The following is an 18,107-nucleotide window of genomic DNA, read 5'->3' as shown; positions in this document are numbered from 1 at the left end:
ACCCTTCACGGAAATGAATTGGCCGCTGCTGTGGCGATCCGTTATAAATCCCCATCCGAACAATTGGCGGTACTCCCCATGGCACTCGACAAATCGCTCCCGGCCCAGGAGGGCGGCGACAGCGCGCGCGGTTTCGCTTTCGCGCTTTCCGCTTATCTGCTCTGGGGGTTCCTTCCCTTTTACATGAAGGCGGTTGCGCATATTTCGCCGATCGAGGTCATCGTCCATCGCGTCGTCTGGTCGGTGCCGATTGCGGCGGTCGTGCTGATTGCGCTCGGACGCACGGCGGAAATCAGAACCGCGCTCAGAACCCCCAAGATGCTGGCCATGGCCAGCCTGACGGCCATCCTCATCAGCATCAACTGGGGTGTCTATATCTGGGCGATCGGCGCAGGCCGCGCGCTCGATGCCGCGCTTGGCTATTTCATTAATCCGCTGTTCAGCATTTTCCTTGGTGCGGTTCTCCTCAAGGAAAAGCTTTATCCGGCCCAGATCGCCGCCATCGGCCTCGTGGCGCTGGCGGTGGCCATCCTCACCTGGCATGCGGGCAGCCTGCCCTGGGTGTCCATCGCACTCACCGTGTCCTGGGGTTTTTACGCCTTTTTCCGCAAGACCTTGCCGATTGGCGCGACGCAGGGCTTCCTGCTGGAAGTCATGCTTCTGTCCATTCCCGCCGTGCTGGTGATGATCTGGCTTGCCTTCAACGGACAGGCGCATTTCATGGGCGGCAATTCCGCCGATACCTGGCTTCTGGCGGCAAGCGGGCTCATCACGGCCGTGCCGCTCATCCTCTATGGCAATGGCGCGAAACTGCTGCGGCTGTCGACCATCGGCATCATGCAATATATCGCGCCGACGATGATCTTCCTCATCGCCATCTTCATCTTCAAGGAGCCGTTCGACATGGTGCGCATGGCGGCCTTTGCGATGATCTGGGTGGCGCTGGCGATCTATACCGGCTCCAGCCTGCTGCGGCTCAAGCGGTAATCCGGGCTGCTTCCCTCATTCCTTTACGCATCACGGGAATGGGGAGAAGTGGCGTCAATAATCCACCAGCAAATGCGGGTTGGCATCATAGCCGAAACGTGGTTTGACGCCGAGAAGGCCCGCCGTCTGGGCGATGATTTCGCGGGTCATGGGGGCCGCGGTGGAGGCCGCCGTTCGCCCGCCGTTCACGCCGGTTCTCGGGGCGTCGATCATCGTCAGCACGACATATTTCGGCTTGTGCATTGGAAAACCGGCCACGAAAGCGTTGAAATTGATATCCTTGGCGTAACGGCCATTGATCACCTTGTCGGCGGTTCCGGTTTTGCCGCCCACATGAAATCCTTCCACCTGCGCGCCACGGCCGGAACCCTTTATGCCGTTCCAGTTGAACAGGTAACGCATATCGGCGCTCGTCCTGTCGTTGATGACGGTGCGCGCGAGCGATGCGGCAGCTTCTTTCGAACGCGGCAGGAAGGTCGGCGAAATCAGGTTGCCGCCATTGATCAGCGCGGCAGCGGCCACCGCCGTCTGCAACGGGGTGGTGGCGACGCCGTGGCCGAAGGAGATGGTGACGGAATTGATCTTCTTCCAGTTTCTCGGCTGGGTGGGCGTGGCAACGCCCGGCATTTCCGTGTCCATCCGGGTGAGAAGTCCGAGCTTCGTCAGGAACTGCTGATGGCCTTCGACGCCGACCCTGTCGGCCACCGCCGCCGTGCCGATATTCGATGAATATTGAAACACTTCCGGAATGGAGAGCGGTCGGTTCCGGCCCTTGAAATCCTTGATGGTGAAGCCGCCCATGCGGATCGGCCGCGACGCATCCACCACCGAACCCAGCGTGATCGCCCCGGCATCCAGCCCCATGGCGAGCGTGAAGCTCTTGAAGGTGGAGCCCATTTCGAAGGTGGCGTTGCTCATCCGGTTGAACCAGCCCTTTTCGTACTCCTTGTCGATCCTGCCATCGGCAAGGGTGCGGGAAGGTTCGTTCGGATCGTAATCCGGCACGGAGGCCATGGCCAGCACCTCGCCCGTCTCCACATCGAGGATCACAGAGCCTGCCGCTTCGGCCTGATAGGCACTTTTCGCCTTCACGACCACTTCGCGGACGATGTTCTGTACCCTGAGATCGATGGAGAGCCGCACCGGCTCCAGCGGCCCGCCGCTGGCAAGACCCACGGCGCGAAGATCGGCCAGACCCTGCTGGTCGAGGTAACGCTCCATACCGGCAAGCCCCTGATTGTCGACATTGACGTGGCCGATAATATGCGAAGCGGTGGGACCACCCGGATAAAACCTTCGTTTTTCCGGCCGGAAGCCGATGCCCGGTATGCCGAGATTGAGAATATCCGCCTGCTGCCGGGGTGTCAGCTGGCGTCGCAGCCATTGAAAACCGGTATCGGAGCGCAACCGGCGGTGCGTTTCACGCCAGTCGAGATTGGGAATGACGGTCGCGAGTTTCTCCACCACCTCATCCGGATCGACGATCCGTCGCGGATCCGCATAGAGCGAGACCATGTTGAGATCGGTCGCCAGAAGCGTGCCGTTGCGATCGACAATATCCGGCCGGGAGGCGACGGCGTTGGCGCCGGTATTGATCCATGCGGTCGCCACCGGTTCGGCAAGACCGTATTGGACGAGACGCGCGGCGACGACGCCATAGATGACAGCGAAGACGGCGATCACGATGCCGAGCCTCATGCGCGCATCGACCCTGCGGCGGGCGGCGGAACCGAGGAGCGCCTCCCTGCCCCGCGCGGAATTTCTCTGAACAATAAAATGCGCCCGGCTTTTGAGCCGCACCACAAAAGCAATCATTTCCCGATGACACCCACTCTCATGGCGGCGAAACGAATTTCGCGACACCAACGCCTTATTGAGGCTGGCACAGGATCAGTCGCGGGGCCATGAAAAGAGAGGGCGGAGCGATGCCGCCGTTAAATCTGCATTAATATACACTTAAAATTGTAACGAGCCGCCCGGGCGGCCGTTAACAAACGGCAGACCTAGAGGCGGGAAATCACCGAAGGATCGCCTTCCGGGTTCTGCTGCGCGAGCGCCCGGTCGATGATGGCGGGCACGATATCCTTCACTTCGTCGACGATGAGCGGGTTGAGAAGATGGGCGCGGTGGATGAAACCCTGGTCGCGCATGTGCTGCACCAGTTCCAGCATCGGGTTCCAGAAACCGTTGATATTGGCGAAGACCATCGGCTTGGCATGGCGGCCAAGCTGCGCCCAGGTCATGATCTCGACGATCTCCTCCAGCGTGCCTACACCGCCCGGCAATGTCACGAAGGCATCGGAGCGCTCGAACATCATATGTTTGCGCTCATGCATGTCCTTGGTGATGACAAGCTCGTTCAATTGTCCGAGAGAATGGCGCGTCGCCTCCATATCGACCAGAAATTCCGGTATGATGCCGGTCACTTCGCCGCCATTGGAAAGAACGCCGCTGGCAACCGCGCCCATGATGCCCTTGGTGCCGCCGCCATAGACGAGGCGAATGCCGTTTTCGGCAATGGATTTCCCAAGCGCGCGGCCCGCTTCCATATGGGCCGGATCACGTCCGGGCTGGGAGCCGCAATAAACGCAGATGGATCGAATCGCTGTATTTTTGTCCGTCATGAAGGGAAGGAACTATGTGCGATGCGGCACGTCAAGAAAATTTGGGAAATCCCTTGCAAATATGGCCTTTCGGCCACTCGCCGCTTGTCTGGGCGAAGGTAAGACGCTAGCAATCTCAACTCGTGTGAAAAGCTTGAAATACCCGGAGCATCCAGGATGAAAAACAATAAGGCCGGTTTGCTGGCGCTGATCGTGCTGGGCGTTGCGTCCCTGCTCATGATCTTTTTCGTCCTGCCGCGGATTTCAAATGACGGCAAACCGATCGGCGACGCCATCAACGAAGCCGGCAACGCCGTGAAGAACAGCGTTGAAATGGGCGCCGACAAGGCGGGCGACATTCTCTCCGACGCCGCCGAGGAAACCGCCAATATCGCCGACAAGGTCGGGCGGCGGGCGGCTTCCGCCACCCAGTCGATCAAGGATCTGACGACGCTTTTCGCCGATAGCAAGGTTCCCTCCGACGCCGATTTCGCGGCGGCGCGCAAGAAGGTCGAGACCTCGCTCAAGGAACTGACGAATATCGAAATTCCAGAGTCGCTGGACGAAACGACGTCGCGGCTCATCACCACCGCCCGCACGGCCGCCGAGCGCACCACGGCGTTCCTGCGCGGCCTGCCCGACAATGCGGCGGCGGCGGCGGCACAGGTGCGTCGTCTGGCAGGCGTTTTCGCCGGCACCGACGATGGCGCGCCCGAACCGGCAAAACCGGCCGCCGCACCCGCCGACGCGGCACAATCTTCTTCCGCCACGCCGACTTTCGACGTGCTGCGCGTCGAGCCGGACGGTTCGGCCGTGATTGCCGGCAAGGCACAGCCCGGCGCAAAGCTCGAAATCTTGAGCAATGGCAAGGTGGTCGCCCAGACGACCATCGACGGCACCGGCGACTTCGCCGCCGTTTTCGACAATCCGCTTCCCCCGGGCGATCACGAGCTGGTGCTGCGTTCGACCGATGCCGGCGGCAAGGCGACGCAATCCGAAGAAGTGGCAACGGTTTCCGTGCCTGACGGCAAGACGGGCGAGCTTCTGGCCATGGTTTCCAAGCCCGGCAAGGCAAGCCGCGTGCTGGCCATGCCGGAGGCGGCTCCTCCGGCGCTTCAGCCGCAAGCCGCGCCATCGCAACAGCCTGCGACGACGTCCGAAACCAGCGCCAACACCGCTTCCGCGCCGCTCGCCGGTACTGCGGCTCCGTCCGCTGCGGCCCCGCTGACATCGAGCGTCCAGGTCACTGCCGTCGAGTTCGAGGGATCGAAGATTTTCGTCGCGGGTTCCGCGCCCGCCGGTTCGACGGTGCGCGCGCTGGTCGATGACAGGGAAATCGGCAAGAGCATCACGGAAGCCTCCGGTCATTTCGTCGTCGAAGGCGATGTCGATCTTAGTGTCGGCAGCCACATCATCACCGTCGAGGAACTGAATGCCGACGGCGCCGTCAAGGTGCGCGTGCGCGTTCCCTTCGAGCGGCCGCAGACCGATCAGGCAACCGTCGCCATGCAGACGCCGTCCGCTTCGTCGTCAGCGACCGCGACCGCAGCGCCGGCCGAAAACCAGAGCACGGCAAGCGACCGCGCCGCTTTCGAAAAGCTGCGCACCGATGTCGCCAAGGCCTTCGGCATTCTTTCCAATCTCTACAAGGATCAGGCCACGCCGGCGCTCGATCAGGCCATTGCCGGTCGCTCCGCCGTCGTCATCGGCCTCAAGTCGCTTTCGGAATTCCGCACCGCAGCCGCGACCGAGCCCGCCTTCACCGCCTTTGCAGGCGATATCACCGCCAAGGCGCGCCAGTTGCTGACATCGGTTGAAGCATGGCCGAACGATGTGGCGGCAATCGGCAGGGGTATCGCCTCGCTGGCAAGCCGGTTGGCGGAACTCCACATCACGGCACCCGCTGCTCCCGCGCCACAGGCGCCCGCCGGCCCGCAGACCTTCGAGCAGGCGCCGCTGGCCGAGAGCCAGAACAGCGTCATCATCCGCCGTGGCGATACGCTCTGGCAGATTTCCCGTCGCGTTTATGGTCAGGGCGTTCGTTACACCACGATCTACCTTGCCAACGAAGATCAGATCAAAAACCCCGATCTGATCGAGCCCGGCCAGATTTTCGGCGTGCCGAAAGAGGCGCTACCGAATGCGGAGGAACTTCACCGCAAGCGGCTGAAGAGCGGCTCCTGAGCATTTGAAGCGTTGCGGTGAACCCGCAACGACCCTATCTGTGACACGCGCGGCGGCTTGACCAAAGCCGCCGCCCTGCTGTCGGCTTCCGGCAGTGACCGGAGCGAATGATGGCCACGAAGAAAAAAACCATTTCGGCGGATTCCAGCAATCCCACCCAGACGCTGATCAATCTCTGGCCCTATATGTGGCCGGAGGGACGGTGGGACCTGAAGATGCGGGTGATCTGGGCCACCGTATACCTGGTCGTCGCCAAGCTGGTGCTGATCTCCGTTCCCTATTTCTTTAAATGGGCGACCGATGCGCTGAACGGCCGGCTGGACATGGCCGGGCTTGTTCCCGCCTTCCTGCTCGGCGCCGTCGCGCTGGTGATCGCCTATAATCTGACGCGGCTGATACAGGTGGGGCTCAACCAGCTTCGCGATTCGCTTTTCGCCAGCGTCGGCCAGCATGCGGTGCGCCAGCTCGCCTACAGGACCTTCGTGCACATGCACCGGCTTTCGTTGCGGTTCCATCTGGAGCGCAAGACCGGCGGGCTGTCGCGGGTCATCGAGCGTGGCACCAAGGGCATCGAAACCATTGTCCGCTTCACCATTCTCAACACCGCGCCGACCTTTATCGAATTCCTGCTGACGGCGATCATTTTCTGGGCCTCTTACGGTTTTTCCTATGTGCTCGTCACGGTCATCACGGTCTGGGCCTATATCTGGTTCACCGTGCGGGCCAGCAACTGGCGTATCGGCATTCGCCGGGCCATGAACGACAGCGACACCGACGCCAATACCAAGGCGATCGACTCGCTTCTGAATTTCGAAACCGTCAAATATTTCGGCAACGAGGAGATGGAGGCGCGGCGTTTCGACGTCGCCATGGAGCGTTACGAAAAATCGGCGATTTCGATCTGGACCTCGCTCGGCTGGCTGAACTTCGGCCAGGGCGTGATCTTCGGCATCGGCTCCACCGTCATGATGGTAATGTCGGCGCTTGCCGTGCAGCGCGGCGAACAAACCATCGGCGATTTCGTCTTCGTCAATGCGTTGCTGCTGCAGCTTTCGGTGCCGCTCAATTTCATCGGTTTCGTCTATCGCGAAATCCGCCAGGGCCTGACCGACATCGAGCAGATGTTCGATCTTCTGGAAGTGGAGGCGGAAGTCACCGACAGGCCGGATGCAAAACCGCTCGCAGCCGGACCCGGCGCGATCTCCTTCCGCGACGTGCATTTCGCCTATGACCCCGAACGACCGATCCTGAAGGGCGTTTCCTTCGACGTGCCGGCCGGCAAGACGGTAGCCATCGTCGGCCCTTCGGGTGCGGGAAAATCGACGATCTCGCGGCTGCTTTATCGTTTTTACGATATTCAGGAAGGCTCCGTCACCGTCGACGGGCAGGATATTCGCGATGTGACGCAGAAGAGCCTGCGCTCGGTGATCGGCATGGTGCCGCAGGATACGGTGCTTTTCAATGACACGCTCGCCTACAACATCCGTTATGGCCGTCCCTCGGCCACCGACGAGGAACTGAGGGCGGCGGCGGATGCGGCGCAGATCAGCGCCTTCATCGGCAAGCTGCCGGAAGGTTATGCCACCATGGTGGGTGAACGCGGTCTGAAGCTTTCCGGCGGGGAAAAACAGCGCGTGGCGATTGCCCGCACGATCCTCAAGGCGCCGCCGATCCTCATTCTCGACGAGGCCACCTCGGCGCTCGACACGCATACGGAACAGGAAATCCAGAGCGCGCTCGACATCGTCTCGAAGAACCGCACGACACTGGTTATCGCCCACCGCCTTTCCACAGTCATCGGCGCGGATGAGATCATCGTGCTGAAGGAAGGGCAGATCGCCGAACGCGGCACGCACAGCTCGCTGATGGGGCAGAACGGCCTCTACGCTTCGATGTGGAGCCGCCAGCGCGAGGCGATCCGGGCGGAGGAAATGCTGCGCCATGTCCGCGAAACCGACGATCTGGGTGTCATCGACCGCGGGGAACCCGCCCATTGATGGCTGTACCCCGGGGTAACAGGGCCGATGGGCGAACCCCACCATTGCCGGGCGGCCCTTTTGGCTGTAACCAGCATGCATGTCGTCTGAAAGTGTGCGAGCGGTTTCGGGATAACGACATGCACGAATAAAGACCTGATGCATATCGCGTGAACCCTTTTCACACGATATGCATCAGGCAAAATTTGTCGCATTGCCGTGTGGATCGTGTCGTGTCACGACCACATATAGACGCGACAGACGGAAACCGGAGCAAGGAATCTCATGAATCTGTTCGACACCATTCGCAACACCATCGTACCGATCCACAAGGAAGGTTATGTCTTTGTGGCGGCCTTCTTCGTCGCATCGCTGGTGCTCGGCTGGATCGCCGAACCGCTGTTCTGGGTCGGTCTGGTGCTGACGGCCTGGTGCGCCTATTTCTTCCGCGATCCCGAGCGCGTCACGCCGCAGGATGACGACCTCATCATCAGCCCGGCCGATGGCAAGGTTTCCGCCGTGCAGAGCGTCGTTCCCCCGCTGGAGCTGGAACTCGGCAAGGAGCCGCTGGTGCGCATCTCGGTGTTCATGAACGTGTTCAACTGCCATGTGAACCGTTCGCCGGTGCGCGGCCGTATCGTCAATGTCGCCTACCGTCCCGGCCTCTTCCTCAATGCCGAAGTGGACAAGGCTTCCGAAGACAATGAGCGCAACGGCCTCGTCATCGAGACGTCGCACGGCAAGGTCGGCGTGGTGCAGATCGCCGGCATGGTTGCACGCCGCATCGTCTGCTGGGTAAAGCCGAATGAACCAGTCGATGCCGGTGAGCGTTTCGGTCTTATCCGTTTCGGTTCGCGTCTCGATATCTTCCTTCCCGCAGGTTTCGAGCCGCGTGTATCGGTCGGCCAGACGGCGATTGCCGGTGAAACCGTGCTTGCCGAATTCGGCTCCGCCAAGGGTCCGGTCGTCAGCCGCCGCGGCTGACGGAAACAGGAAGGGCATGCGCATGGAAACGCCGATCGCCGAGCCGCAACAGAACGGCAAACCAGAGGGCCGCAGCGACAGCGGCCGTGGACCGCGGCTGAGGGAAATTCCCTTTCGCCTCGTCGTTCCCAATCTCATCACCGTTCTGGCCATCTGTGCGGGCCTGAGCGGCGTGCGTCTCGCCATCGAGGGCCGCTTCGAGCTGGCCGTCGGCATGGTGCTGCTGGCCGCCTTTCTCGACGGCATAGACGGGCGCATCGCCCGCATGATGAAGGCGACATCCAAATTCGGCGAGCAGATGGATTCGCTGGCAGATATCGTCAATTTCGGTGTCGCCCCTGCGCTGGTGGTCTATGCCTACCTTCTCGACCAGGCGCGCTCCATCGGCTGGATCGCCGCCCTGATTTACGTCATCGCCGCCGGCCTGCGCTTGGCGCGTTTCAACGTCATGATCGAGCGGCCGGTGAAGGCGCCTTGGCAGAATGAGTTCTTCGTGGGCGTTCCCGCCCCGATGGGCGCCATGCTGGTGCTGCTGCCGGTTTATCTCGGTTTCCTCGGCGTCGAGCCGGACAAGCCCTTCGCTTATGTCGCCGCCGCCTATACCGTGCTGATCGGTTATCTCCTCATCAGCCGCCTGCCGGTCTGGTCGGGGAAATCGGGCACCAGCCGCATTCGCCGCGATCTGGTGCTGCCGATGATCCTCGTCGTCGTGCTCTATGTAGCGATGCTGATGAGCTTCACCTGGGAAGTGCTGGTTCTGACGGTTGCCGCCTATCTCGTCTTCATTCCCATCAGCGCCCGCCTCTGGCATCGCCGCTACGGCACGCTGACGATCGAGGAAGACGTGCATGACGACGCCAATGGCGGCAACGGCCTCGATCGCGGCATTTAAAACCGCAGGTTTATTTTTTCTCGCACAAGCCGGCGCAGGATGTGACGCAAAATGTCGCAGCCTGAAAAGCCGGCTTCGTTTTTCTTCGCCTCGAATCCGTCAAGATTAGCCGCGAAAGAAGTGGCTCACACGCATCGCAACGGCGATTGGCGTGAATTGTGGAGAGAGAGAAATGACGAACGAGACGAAGGCGCAGCCGCAGGCGAAGCCCGACCTCAACAGCCACTACCGCCCGCTCGGACTGAAGGCCGTTGCGGCCGCAGCCCTGATGCTGAAGCGCAAGCCTGCCGCCAAAACCGCCTGAAAATATTCGATTTTTTGATTTTTCGAATTTTGCGGACTGCCCGGAAAACGGAACGTTCCCAACGGAAAATCGTCAATCACGCGGCGCCTTTTCCGGGCGCCGTTTTTGTTTCAAGCACTGCCGCTAAACTGCAGAGCGTCAGTCTTTCATAAAATCGGCAGCCTTCTGTAACGAAGCTGCAACGAAAGTGTAGTAAAAAGCTCGCCTTCCACAAGAAGGCTATACGAACACCGACGTATAGATTAGTGAATACAAAAGAACTTTTCTATTCCGCATTTTTTTCCACAACAATGCATAAGCCGGTTTTCAGATCCGCAGACATGCGGATGACGAATATTCGGCGTTGAGGGAAGATTGTGAAGACAGGCCAGGGGGGCTTGGGACGGCCATGCAGGATAAAATCCTTCTGATTGAAGATTCCGTTGCTCTTTCCATGCTGCTGAAGACGCGGCTTTCGGAAGAAACGGAAGCCGAGGTCGTCCATTGCGACAGCATGGCCGCGGCCGATACCCTCATGCAGGCCCATGATTTCACGCTGGCGCTGACGGGCCTCAACCTGCCCGATGCACCGAAGGGCGAAATCCTCGCACTTTTATCCGAGCGCAAGGTGCCGGCCATCGTTTTCACCGCCACGGTGGATGAGGAGGCGCGCAAGCGCTACGCCGAAAAGAAGATCATCGATTACATCGTCAAGGACGGTCATCGCACCGTCGATGCGGTGGTCAGAACCGTCCAGCGGATTTTGAGCAACAAGCTCTTCTCCGTTCTGGTCGTGGATGATGTGCGCACAGCCCGTTCCGGTCTCGTGGAAATTCTGGAGCGGCAAAATTTCAGGGTCAGCGAGGCCCATTCGGGCAAGCAGGCGCTGGAAATTCTGTCGCAAGACCCGACGATCCAGCTTGTCATCACCGACTACCATATGCCCGACATGGACGGTTATGAGCTGACGCGCCGCATCCGCGACAGCCGCTCATCCGAAGATTTGCGGGTGATCGGCATCTCGTCCTCCACAGACCGGTTGCTTTCGGCAAGCTTCCTGAAGGCCGGCGCTTCGGATTTCGTCTACCGCCCCTTCGTGCCGGAAGAATTGCAGTGCCGTATCGATAACAATATCGAGACGTTGAAACAGCTCAAACGCCTGCGCGAACTGGCCGAACGCGACCATCTCACCGGCCTGCCGAACCGCCGCTCCTTCTTCGAGCGCACGCGCGCGCTGATGGATGTCATCAACGGCAATGACGAGAGCGGCGCCGTTGCCATTCTCGACATCGACCATTTCAAGAAGATCAACGACACGCTGGGCCACGACGCCGGCGACAGGGCGCTGAAAAAACTGGCAGAACTGCTGCATGACATGTGCGGCGAGCAGCGCCACATTCCCGCCCGCCTCGGCGGCGAGGAATTTGCCGTGTTCCTGCGCGGGCTGGATGCGCGCGCCGCCTATCAGTTCTGCGAGGAGCTGCGCGGACAGGTGGAAAAGAACGGCCGGCAGCTGAGCGGCAGCAGCCTCGCCCTGACGATTTCGCTCGGCGTCGTGGAGATCGAAAAGGGCGAACCCTTCGACAACCAGCTGAATGCCGCGGACCAGCTGCTCTATCTCGCCAAGGCGAATGGCCGTAACCGCGTTTATTCCGACATCATGATCCAGGAAGGCCTGCAGAAGATCGGGCGGAACGGCTGATTCTCTCGGGTGCCGTCAAAACAGCGACATCTGCCCTTCGTCCTTCGCCGGCTTGATCTTCGCCAGCGGCGCGCTTTCCGGCACCGGTTCGATGAGATCCGCGCCGACATTGGCGACCTTGTTGACCTTGTCCGATACCGGGATCATCTCGAAAAAATCATCCTGAACCGGCCGCATCAGATCGGCGACCTCGCGCGGCTCCTGGGTCTTGCAATCCAGCCAGCGGCTGAAATCCTCGGGCGCGATGACAACAGGCATGCGGTCGTGAATACGGCCGATCGCGGCATTGGCGGCGGTGGTGAGGATCGCGCCGGTATCGACCTCCGAGCCATCGGCGGAAGACCAGGTTTCCATGAGACCGGCGAAGGCGACGATGCCGCCGCTTTTCGGGCGAATGAAATAGGGCTGCGGTTTGCCGCCCTCCTCCTTCGGCGGGCGTCGCCATTCGTAAAAGCCGGTGGCCGGAACGAGAACGCGGCGATGGCGCATGGCGGCGCGGAAGGAGGCCTTGCCGATGGCGGTTTCCGACCGCGCATTGATGAGCAGCGGAAAATCCTTCGGGTCCTTCACCCAGCCCGGCAGAAAACCCCAACGGACCAGCACGGCCCGGCGATTGGGCAGGTTGCTGCCGCGCTCCTGCCGCTCCCCCTCCATCACGACCAGAATGGGCTGCGTCGGCGCGATGTTGAAACGGGCGGGAAAATCCTCAAGGCCGATCAGATCGAGATAATCGGCGATCTCCTCGGGCGTCGCCTTCAGCACGAAACGTCCGCACATGCTTTTCTCCTCAACCCCTTGGTCCGAACAGGATGATGGCGGTGCCGGCAAGGCAGATGGCGCCGCCGGCAATGTCCCACCGGTCCGGCACATGCCCTTCCACGCCCCAGAGCCAGAAGAGCGAAGCAGCAATGTAAATCCCGCCATAGGCGGCATAGGCCCTGCCCGCCGCCTCTGTCGGAACCAGCGTCAGAAGCCACGCGAAAGCGGCCAGCGCCACCATGCCGGGCAGCAGTACCCACCCGGTCTTGCCGAGTTTCAGCCAGGCCCAGAAGGAAAAGCAGCCGGCAATTTCGGCAAGAGCCGCCAGGACATAGATAAGATAGACCTTCATTCCACCGTCTTTAGCATGCACAATCGCGCCAGTTCCGGACTATAAGCATCGGCACGGAAACCGGAATCGATTTTTCCGAGCCACGTACAACTATAGACAGGCCGGCGACGGCCGAAACAAGCGAAACCATTCATGACCCTCCGTATCAAGCCCCGCCCCGCCTCCTCCGCCATCGTCAGGAACGGCGACCGGCTGCTTCTCGTGCGCCGCATCAACCCGCCCTCCAAGGACATGTTCGCCTTTCCGGGCGGTCGCGGCGAAGACGGCGAAACGCCGGCCGAAACGGCGCTGCGCGAATTGCACGAGGAAACCGGCATCGTGGCGCGCAGGCCGCAGCTTTTCGCGACATACGATCTTCCCTCCCGCGACGCTGAAGGAGTGCTGACGAGCCACTATTTCCTGTCAGTCTTCACCGTGGAAACGGATGCCGATCCGCTCGTGACTGTCGGCGACGATGCGGCGGATGCGGGCTGGTACACATTGGCGGAAATCCGCCTTCTGCCGGCGCCGGAAAGCGTCGTGGAATGCGCCGAGCGCCTGCTAGCATGATTGCCAGCCAGCCAGAATCGCTATTATCTAGGGCCGATCCGCCCGCCGGATGGTCACGAGCCAATAGTTCACGAGCCAATAGTTCACGAGTATGTGTGGGGCAGAATAGAATTTTGATACGGCCAACCATCTTCCTGTCTCTTTTTCTGACAATGCTTGCCACTGCCGGGCATGAGGGCATCGCTTATGCGCAACCTTCAAAACCCGGTGCCGAGGTGCGCCCGGCGGAAGCCGCGCCGCCCAAACCCGCCCCTTATGACGACAAGCTCGCACGGCTGTCGGAGATACTGGGCGCGGTGCAATATCTCAGAACCCTGTGCCCTTCTTCCGGACCGGAGGACTGGCGCAGATCGATGAGCGATCTTCTGGCTGCGGACACGGCCAGTGAACCTGAACGACGTCAGCGCATGACGGCTGCATTCAACCGTGGATATCGCTCTTTTGCGGCCATCCACACCAGTTGCACACGTGCCGCCATCATGGCAGAAGAGAACTACCGTAACGAAGGGGCAACACTCGCGCAGGAAATCGCGTCCAGGTTCGGAAATTAAAGGTTTATTAACCTCTTTTCGCCGCAGGCCGTGCCGTTTTGATAAAAGGCTGCTAGTGTTGTTAACAGGGTGGTAAGGACTTGCCCGCCCTGTCGAGGATGAAAGATGCAGACAAGCCGTAACGAAATCGACGATATGATCGTGCATGAAAAGATGCAGGTCGCTCTGGAACACCAGAACGAGGCATGGGCTGACGGCATGGCCGACGGCATCGAGCCGGAGATCATCGCCGATGCCGCCATCGCTCTGGCCATGCGCGAAACCATCCGTATCCATGGCGAGGCCGGCGCTGAAGCAATGCTGGAATCGCTGCGCCAGCGCATGCTTCAGGGCGAATTTTCGCCGCAGCGGGTAATACAGTAAAGCCGGGGTCTATCATGTCTTGCCTGAGCAAGGGGCTTTTGCGCTCTTCCGCCCTGCTGTCCATCCTGCTTGCCCTGACCGCCGGGCCGATTGGCATGCCAGGCCGCGCCTTTGCCCTTTCCGAACTGAAGCCGGCGCAGAACACCGAAAGCGAGCCGAAGGCCGAAAATGGCAGTGAGCCGCAGCAGGCCCAGCCCGCCGAGCCGGACGAGATCGAAGGCGATTCGGAAGGCATTCCCCTGCCCGACCCGCTGGTGGACCGTTCCGCCAATCAGGCAAACCAGCAATCCACCAAGCCCGACAACACGCCTGAAATGTCAGTCGTGATCGAGCACGACATTTCCAAGGCGCCGGAACCCGTGCGCAAGCTGCGCCAGCAGATCATCGAAGCCGCCGCCTCCGGCGATATCGAAAAGCTGCGGCCCTTCATCGCCGCCGGCCAGAAGGAATTCCGCATCGACGGCAATGACGGCGAAGACCCGATTGCGGCGCTGAAAAGCTATTCCGGCGATCCTGACGGGCTGGAAGTGCTGGCGATCATCATCGACCTGCTGTCGACCGGTTATGCCCATATCGATGCCGGCACACCCGACGAAGCCTATGTTTTCCCCTATTTCGCCGGAAAGCCGCTGAATACGCTGACTGCGCCGGAAAAGGTGGAGCTTCTGCGCATCATCACGGCGGGCGATCTGGCGGACATGCAGGAATATGGCAATTACAGCTTCTACCGGGTCGGCATTTCGCCCGATGGCAAGTGGAAGTTCTTCACCGCCGGCGATTGATCGCATCGCGGTGCTTGCCGTTCTCTGGCAAAAATCCTAACTGTGCGGAATGAGCATTCCGGCAAAGCGCATCTGTTTTTTGCCGGAGATCACAGAGTCTCGACGAACCGAACGGTGACGCCATGCCTTCCGCCCTTCTTGCCGACCGCCGCCTGATCCGGGTTTCCGGCACCGGCGCTGAGGAATTTCTGAACAACCTCATCACCGCAGACGTTGAAAACCTGCCGGAAGGCGAAGCACGGGCCGCAGCCCTTCTGACGCCGCAGGGCAAGATCCTGTTCGATTTCCTGATCTGGCGCGATGGCGGGGATTATCTGATCGAAACGGGCGCCGCCGAACAGGACGCGCTGCTGCGCCGCCTGACCATGTACAAGCTGCGCGCACCGGTCGATCTCAAAGCCGAGACGGTCGAAGGCGTGAGCGTTTTCTGGAACGAGACTGCGCCGACGGCAGGCATCCGGGATGGTCGTTTCGGCAAGGCCGGCATCGATCTTTACCGTATACCGGGCGCGTCCGCATCCGGCGACAGCGCGGGCTATGATGCGCTCCGTATCGAGCATGGCATTGCCGAATCCGGTCGGGATTATGCGCTGCAGGATGCTTTTCCCCATGACGTGCTGATGGATGTGAATGACGGCGTTTCCTTTAAGAAGGGCTGCTTTGTCGGTCAGGAAGTCGTCTCGCGCATGAAACATCGCGGCACGGCAAGACGCCGCGTCGTCACCGTTTCGGCCGAAAGCGCGCTTGCCGCCAGTGGGACGGAGATTACCGCCGATGGAAAACCGGTCGGCACGCTCGGAACCGTTTGCGGCAACAGGGCGCTTGCCATCGTTCGGATCGACCGCATTGCCGATGCGCTCGCATCCGGCACGCCGCTTCTGGCGGAGACTGTTCCCGTGACCGTGGCCCTGCCCGCCTGGAGCGGCCTTTCCTTCCCGGCGGCCGATCCGGCGGCGCGGGCGGAGGACTGAGAGTGACGCCTGCAAAAAGCCCGCGCGCCTGGCAGCGCATGCTGTCCGGCCGGCGGCTCGATCTGCTCGATCCTTCGCCGCTCGATGTGGAAATCGCCGATATCGCCCATGGCCTTGCCCGCGTTGCCCGCTGGAACGGCCAGACGCGCGGCGACCATGCCTTTTCCGTCGCCCAGCATTGCCTCATCGTCGAAACCATCTTCTGCCGCATGTGCACAGGCGCGACGCCTGATGACATGCAGATGGCGCTTCTGCACGATGCGCCGGAATATGTCATCGGCGACATGATCTCACCGTTCAAATCCGTGGTCGGCGGTGGTTACAAGACCGTGGAAAAACGGCTGGAAGCCGCCGTGCATCTTCGTTTCGGCCTGCCGCCGCATGCATCGCGAGACTTGAAGGACCGCATCAAGAAGGCCGATACGGTCGCCGCCTTTTTCGAGGCGACGGAGCTTGCCGGTTTTTCCACCGCCGAGGCGCAGAAATTCTTCGGCCTGCCGCGCGGCATTACCCGCGACATGTTCGACATGACGCCCCTGCCCTCAACCGAAGCCCAAAAGCTGTTCATCGAACGTTTCGAAGCCATCGAGGCGCTGCGTGCGGTCAAGACGGGGAGCGCGACATGACGGCCATTGTCGTATCGCCGCTGTCGCGGATCGCGGAGATGGCCGTCAAACACAAGGCCCGCGAAATGGTGACGCTGATCGCCAAAGAGCAGTCCTTTCACCGTCCCGCCGTCATTGCCGCGGACCGGCATCTGACGCTTGCCATGAACGACATCGCATTCAAGGGCAACGCCGATCTCATCGCGCCTGACGATGCACATGTGCTGAAGCTGATCGATTTCGCCCGGCAATGGGACCAGTCCGCGCCGCTGCTCATCCATTGCTGGATGGGCGTCTCCCGCTCACCCGCCGCCGCCGTCATCGCCGCGCTCAGCCTTTATCCGGATCAGGATGAGATGGAACTTGCGCTGCGCCTGCGCGCCGTCTCGCCCTATGCCACGCCCAATGCCCGCATCATCGCCATCGGCGACCGTCTGCTCGGGCGCGATGGCCGGTTGGTGGCGGCGATCAAAAAAATCGGCAGGGGCGCGGATACGGATGGTAACGTGCCCTTCGTGCTGCCGCTTGGCGGCTGAGGCCGTTTTGACGGAACCCTCACGGCGTCCAGTCGTTACCAACCCTGAAGAGCAATGAAAATCACGGGATGATTCATGGAACAACAGGCAACGGATATCATCGTCGCATCGCAGGCGGCGTTGCAGCAGGCAAGCGCGCTTGCGGTGCAATATTCCTTCTCGGTAGTCGGTGCGCTTCTGCTGCTGATCATCGGCTGGCTGGCCGCCACCTTCCTGCAACGCTGGGCATTTCAGGGCCTCTCGCGCATTCGCGGTTTCGATGCGACACTCGCCGGTTTCTTCGCCGGCGCCATCCGCTATGTGGTTCTCATTCTGGTGCTGGTCATGGTGCTTGGCCAGTTCGGGGTGCAGACGGCCTCCATTCTGGCCGCCCTTGGCGCCGCCGGTCTGGCCATCGGCCTTGCGTTGCAGGGCACGCTGCAGAATATTGCCGCCGGCATCATGCTTCTGGTGCTGCGCCCCTTCCGCGTCGGCGAATATATCGAGACCAGCACGGTCAGCGGCACGGTGATCGAGATCGGGCTGTTTGCGACCGAGCTGAAGACCAGCGACGGACTTTACCGTCTCGCGCCCAACTCCACGCTCTGGAACGTGCCGATCACCAATTACAGCCGCTTTCCCTCGCGCCGTCACGAACTCAGCCTGACAGTCAAGAATGACGAGGACCTGGCGGCTGCACAGGATATGCTGATGAAAGTCGTGCGCTCGGAGAGCCGGGTTTTGCTGGACCCCGCCCCCGTCACCTTCGTCGATTCGGTCAGCGCCGACAGCGCCACCGTCAAATTGCGCTACTGGGTGCGCAGCGACACTTATTTCGCGACGACCCGCGATGTGACGAAAGCCATGAAACTTGCCTTCGACGAGCGCAAGGCGGAAGTGAGCGCCCAGCCGGCCTGAGACCTCACGTCTCCCCCTTTTTCAAGCGCGGTGGCTGCAACAGCCATCGCGCTTTTTCGTTGCGTCACATTGGAGCGCACACTTGCATCCCGCGAATGTGGCCTCTATAGGTCGATACGTAATGTTATTAC

Annotated in this window: 19 protein-coding genes; 15 read left to right on the top strand and 4 right to left on the bottom strand. The window is 61.0% G+C overall.

Going from position 1 to position 18,107, the window contains the following annotated elements; genetic code table 11:
* Positions 1-78 precede the first annotated feature (78 nt).
* Positions 79-987: an EamA family transporter RarD gene (gene rarD / locus O3W47_RS21235; protein ID WP_080817298.1), complete on the top strand. Its 909-nt coding sequence runs from the start codon at positions 79-81 to the stop codon at positions 985-987.
* A 54-nt stretch (positions 988-1,041) separates the two neighbouring features.
* Here the strand turns inward: rarD and O3W47_RS21230 are convergent, their stop codons facing one another.
* Together O3W47_RS21230 and O3W47_RS21225 are read right to left on the bottom strand one after the other, a co-directional pair.
* Positions 1,042-2,802, bottom strand: coding sequence for a peptidoglycan D,D-transpeptidase FtsI family protein (locus O3W47_RS21230; protein WP_080817299.1), 1,761 nt, complete (start codon positions 2,800-2,802; stop codon positions 1,042-1,044).
* 188 nt (positions 2,803-2,990) lie between these two features.
* The gene (locus O3W47_RS21225; protein WP_080817300.1) at positions 2,991-3,611 is read right to left on the bottom strand and encodes a TIGR00730 family Rossman fold protein; all 621 of its coding nucleotides are present in this window, start codon (positions 3,609-3,611) and stop codon (positions 2,991-2,993) included.
* 156 nt (positions 3,612-3,767) lie between these two features.
* On the opposite strand from O3W47_RS21225, the gene O3W47_RS21220 reads away from it, so the two are divergent.
* From O3W47_RS21220 to O3W47_RS21195, 6 genes are all read left to right on the top strand, one after another.
* Entirely contained in the window at positions 3,768-5,774 is a 2,007-nt protein-coding gene (locus O3W47_RS21220; protein ID WP_269314548.1) for a LysM peptidoglycan-binding domain-containing protein, read from the top strand.
* A gap of 110 nt (positions 5,775-5,884) precedes the next feature.
* Entirely contained in the window at positions 5,885-7,771 is a 1,887-nt protein-coding gene (locus tag O3W47_RS21215) for an ABCB family ABC transporter ATP-binding protein/permease (protein ID WP_269314547.1), read from the top strand.
* A gap of 264 nt (positions 7,772-8,035) precedes the next feature.
* On the top strand, positions 8,036-8,734 hold the full coding sequence (locus tag O3W47_RS21210) for a phosphatidylserine decarboxylase (protein ID WP_003520681.1): 699 nt from the start codon (positions 8,036-8,038) through the stop codon (positions 8,732-8,734).
* Between the two features lie 22 nt (positions 8,735-8,756).
* Positions 8,757-9,626 (top strand): CDP-diacylglycerol--serine O-phosphatidyltransferase, encoded by an 870-nt coding sequence (gene pssA / locus O3W47_RS21205; protein WP_035237101.1) that lies wholly within the window; start codon positions 8,757-8,759, stop codon positions 9,624-9,626.
* 172 nt (positions 9,627-9,798) lie between these two features.
* Positions 9,799-9,930: a hypothetical protein gene (locus tag O3W47_RS21200; protein WP_003496883.1), complete on the top strand. Its 132-nt coding sequence runs from the start codon at positions 9,799-9,801 to the stop codon at positions 9,928-9,930.
* 388 nt (positions 9,931-10,318) lie between these two features.
* Entirely contained in the window at positions 10,319-11,611 is a 1,293-nt protein-coding gene (locus O3W47_RS21195) for a GGDEF domain-containing response regulator (RefSeq protein ID WP_137452124.1), read from the top strand.
* A gap of 15 nt (positions 11,612-11,626) precedes the next feature.
* On the opposite strand, the gene O3W47_RS21190 is transcribed toward O3W47_RS21195, so the two are convergent.
* A complete protein-coding gene (locus tag O3W47_RS21190) occupies positions 11,627-12,388 on the bottom strand; it encodes an SOS response-associated peptidase (protein ID WP_020811514.1) in 762 nt (253 codons plus the stop codon).
* 10 nt (positions 12,389-12,398) lie between these two features.
* Positions 12,399-12,722 carry a YnfA family protein gene (locus O3W47_RS21185; RefSeq protein WP_137452125.1) on the bottom strand — a complete coding sequence of 108 codons (324 nt, stop codon included), beginning with the start codon at positions 12,720-12,722 and terminating at the stop codon, positions 12,399-12,401.
* 132 nt (positions 12,723-12,854) lie between these two features.
* Between O3W47_RS21185 and O3W47_RS21180 the strand changes: the two genes are divergently transcribed.
* From O3W47_RS21180 to O3W47_RS21145, 8 genes are all read left to right on the top strand, one after another.
* Positions 12,855-13,271, top strand: a complete 417-nt coding sequence (locus O3W47_RS21180) for an NUDIX hydrolase (protein WP_003520673.1) — start codon at positions 12,855-12,857, stop codon at positions 13,269-13,271.
* Between the two features lie 113 nt (positions 13,272-13,384).
* Entirely contained in the window at positions 13,385-13,822 is a 438-nt protein-coding gene (locus tag O3W47_RS21175; protein WP_080817307.1) for a TIGR02301 family protein, read from the top strand.
* 105 nt (positions 13,823-13,927) lie between these two features.
* Complete coding sequence (locus O3W47_RS21170; protein ID WP_003501987.1) at positions 13,928-14,185, top strand: hypothetical protein; 258 nt, start codon at positions 13,928-13,930, stop codon at positions 14,183-14,185.
* Between the two features lie 14 nt (positions 14,186-14,199).
* Positions 14,200-14,967 carry a hypothetical protein gene (locus tag O3W47_RS21165; RefSeq protein WP_269314546.1) on the top strand — a complete coding sequence of 256 codons (768 nt, stop codon included), beginning with the start codon at positions 14,200-14,202 and terminating at the stop codon, positions 14,965-14,967.
* A 122-nt stretch (positions 14,968-15,089) separates the two neighbouring features.
* Complete coding sequence (gene ygfZ / locus O3W47_RS21160) at positions 15,090-15,938, top strand: CAF17-like 4Fe-4S cluster assembly/insertion protein YgfZ (protein ID WP_269314545.1); 849 nt, start codon at positions 15,090-15,092, stop codon at positions 15,936-15,938.
* A gap of 2 nt (positions 15,939-15,940) precedes the next feature.
* Positions 15,941-16,564 (top strand): YfbR-like 5'-deoxynucleotidase, encoded by a 624-nt coding sequence (locus O3W47_RS21155; RefSeq protein WP_162690384.1) that lies wholly within the window; start codon positions 15,941-15,943, stop codon positions 16,562-16,564.
* Positions 16,561-17,079 carry a tyrosine phosphatase family protein gene (locus O3W47_RS21150; protein ID WP_269314544.1) on the top strand — a complete coding sequence of 173 codons (519 nt, stop codon included), beginning with the start codon at positions 16,561-16,563 and terminating at the stop codon, positions 17,077-17,079. Before O3W47_RS21155 ends, O3W47_RS21150 begins: the two co-directional genes overlap by 4 nt.
* A 75-nt stretch (positions 17,080-17,154) precedes the next feature.
* On the top strand, positions 17,155-17,976 hold the full coding sequence (locus O3W47_RS21145) for a mechanosensitive ion channel family protein (protein WP_078054114.1): 822 nt from the start codon (positions 17,155-17,157) through the stop codon (positions 17,974-17,976).
* The last annotated feature ends 131 nt before the right edge of the window (positions 17,977-18,107 follow it).

Source organism: Agrobacterium sp. LMR679 (assembly GCF_027157905.1).
GTDB lineage: Bacteria > Pseudomonadota > Alphaproteobacteria > Rhizobiales > Rhizobiaceae > Agrobacterium > Agrobacterium leguminum.
Note: the sequence above shows the minus strand (reverse complement) of the source record. Positions and strands in the feature narration are given on the sequence as shown.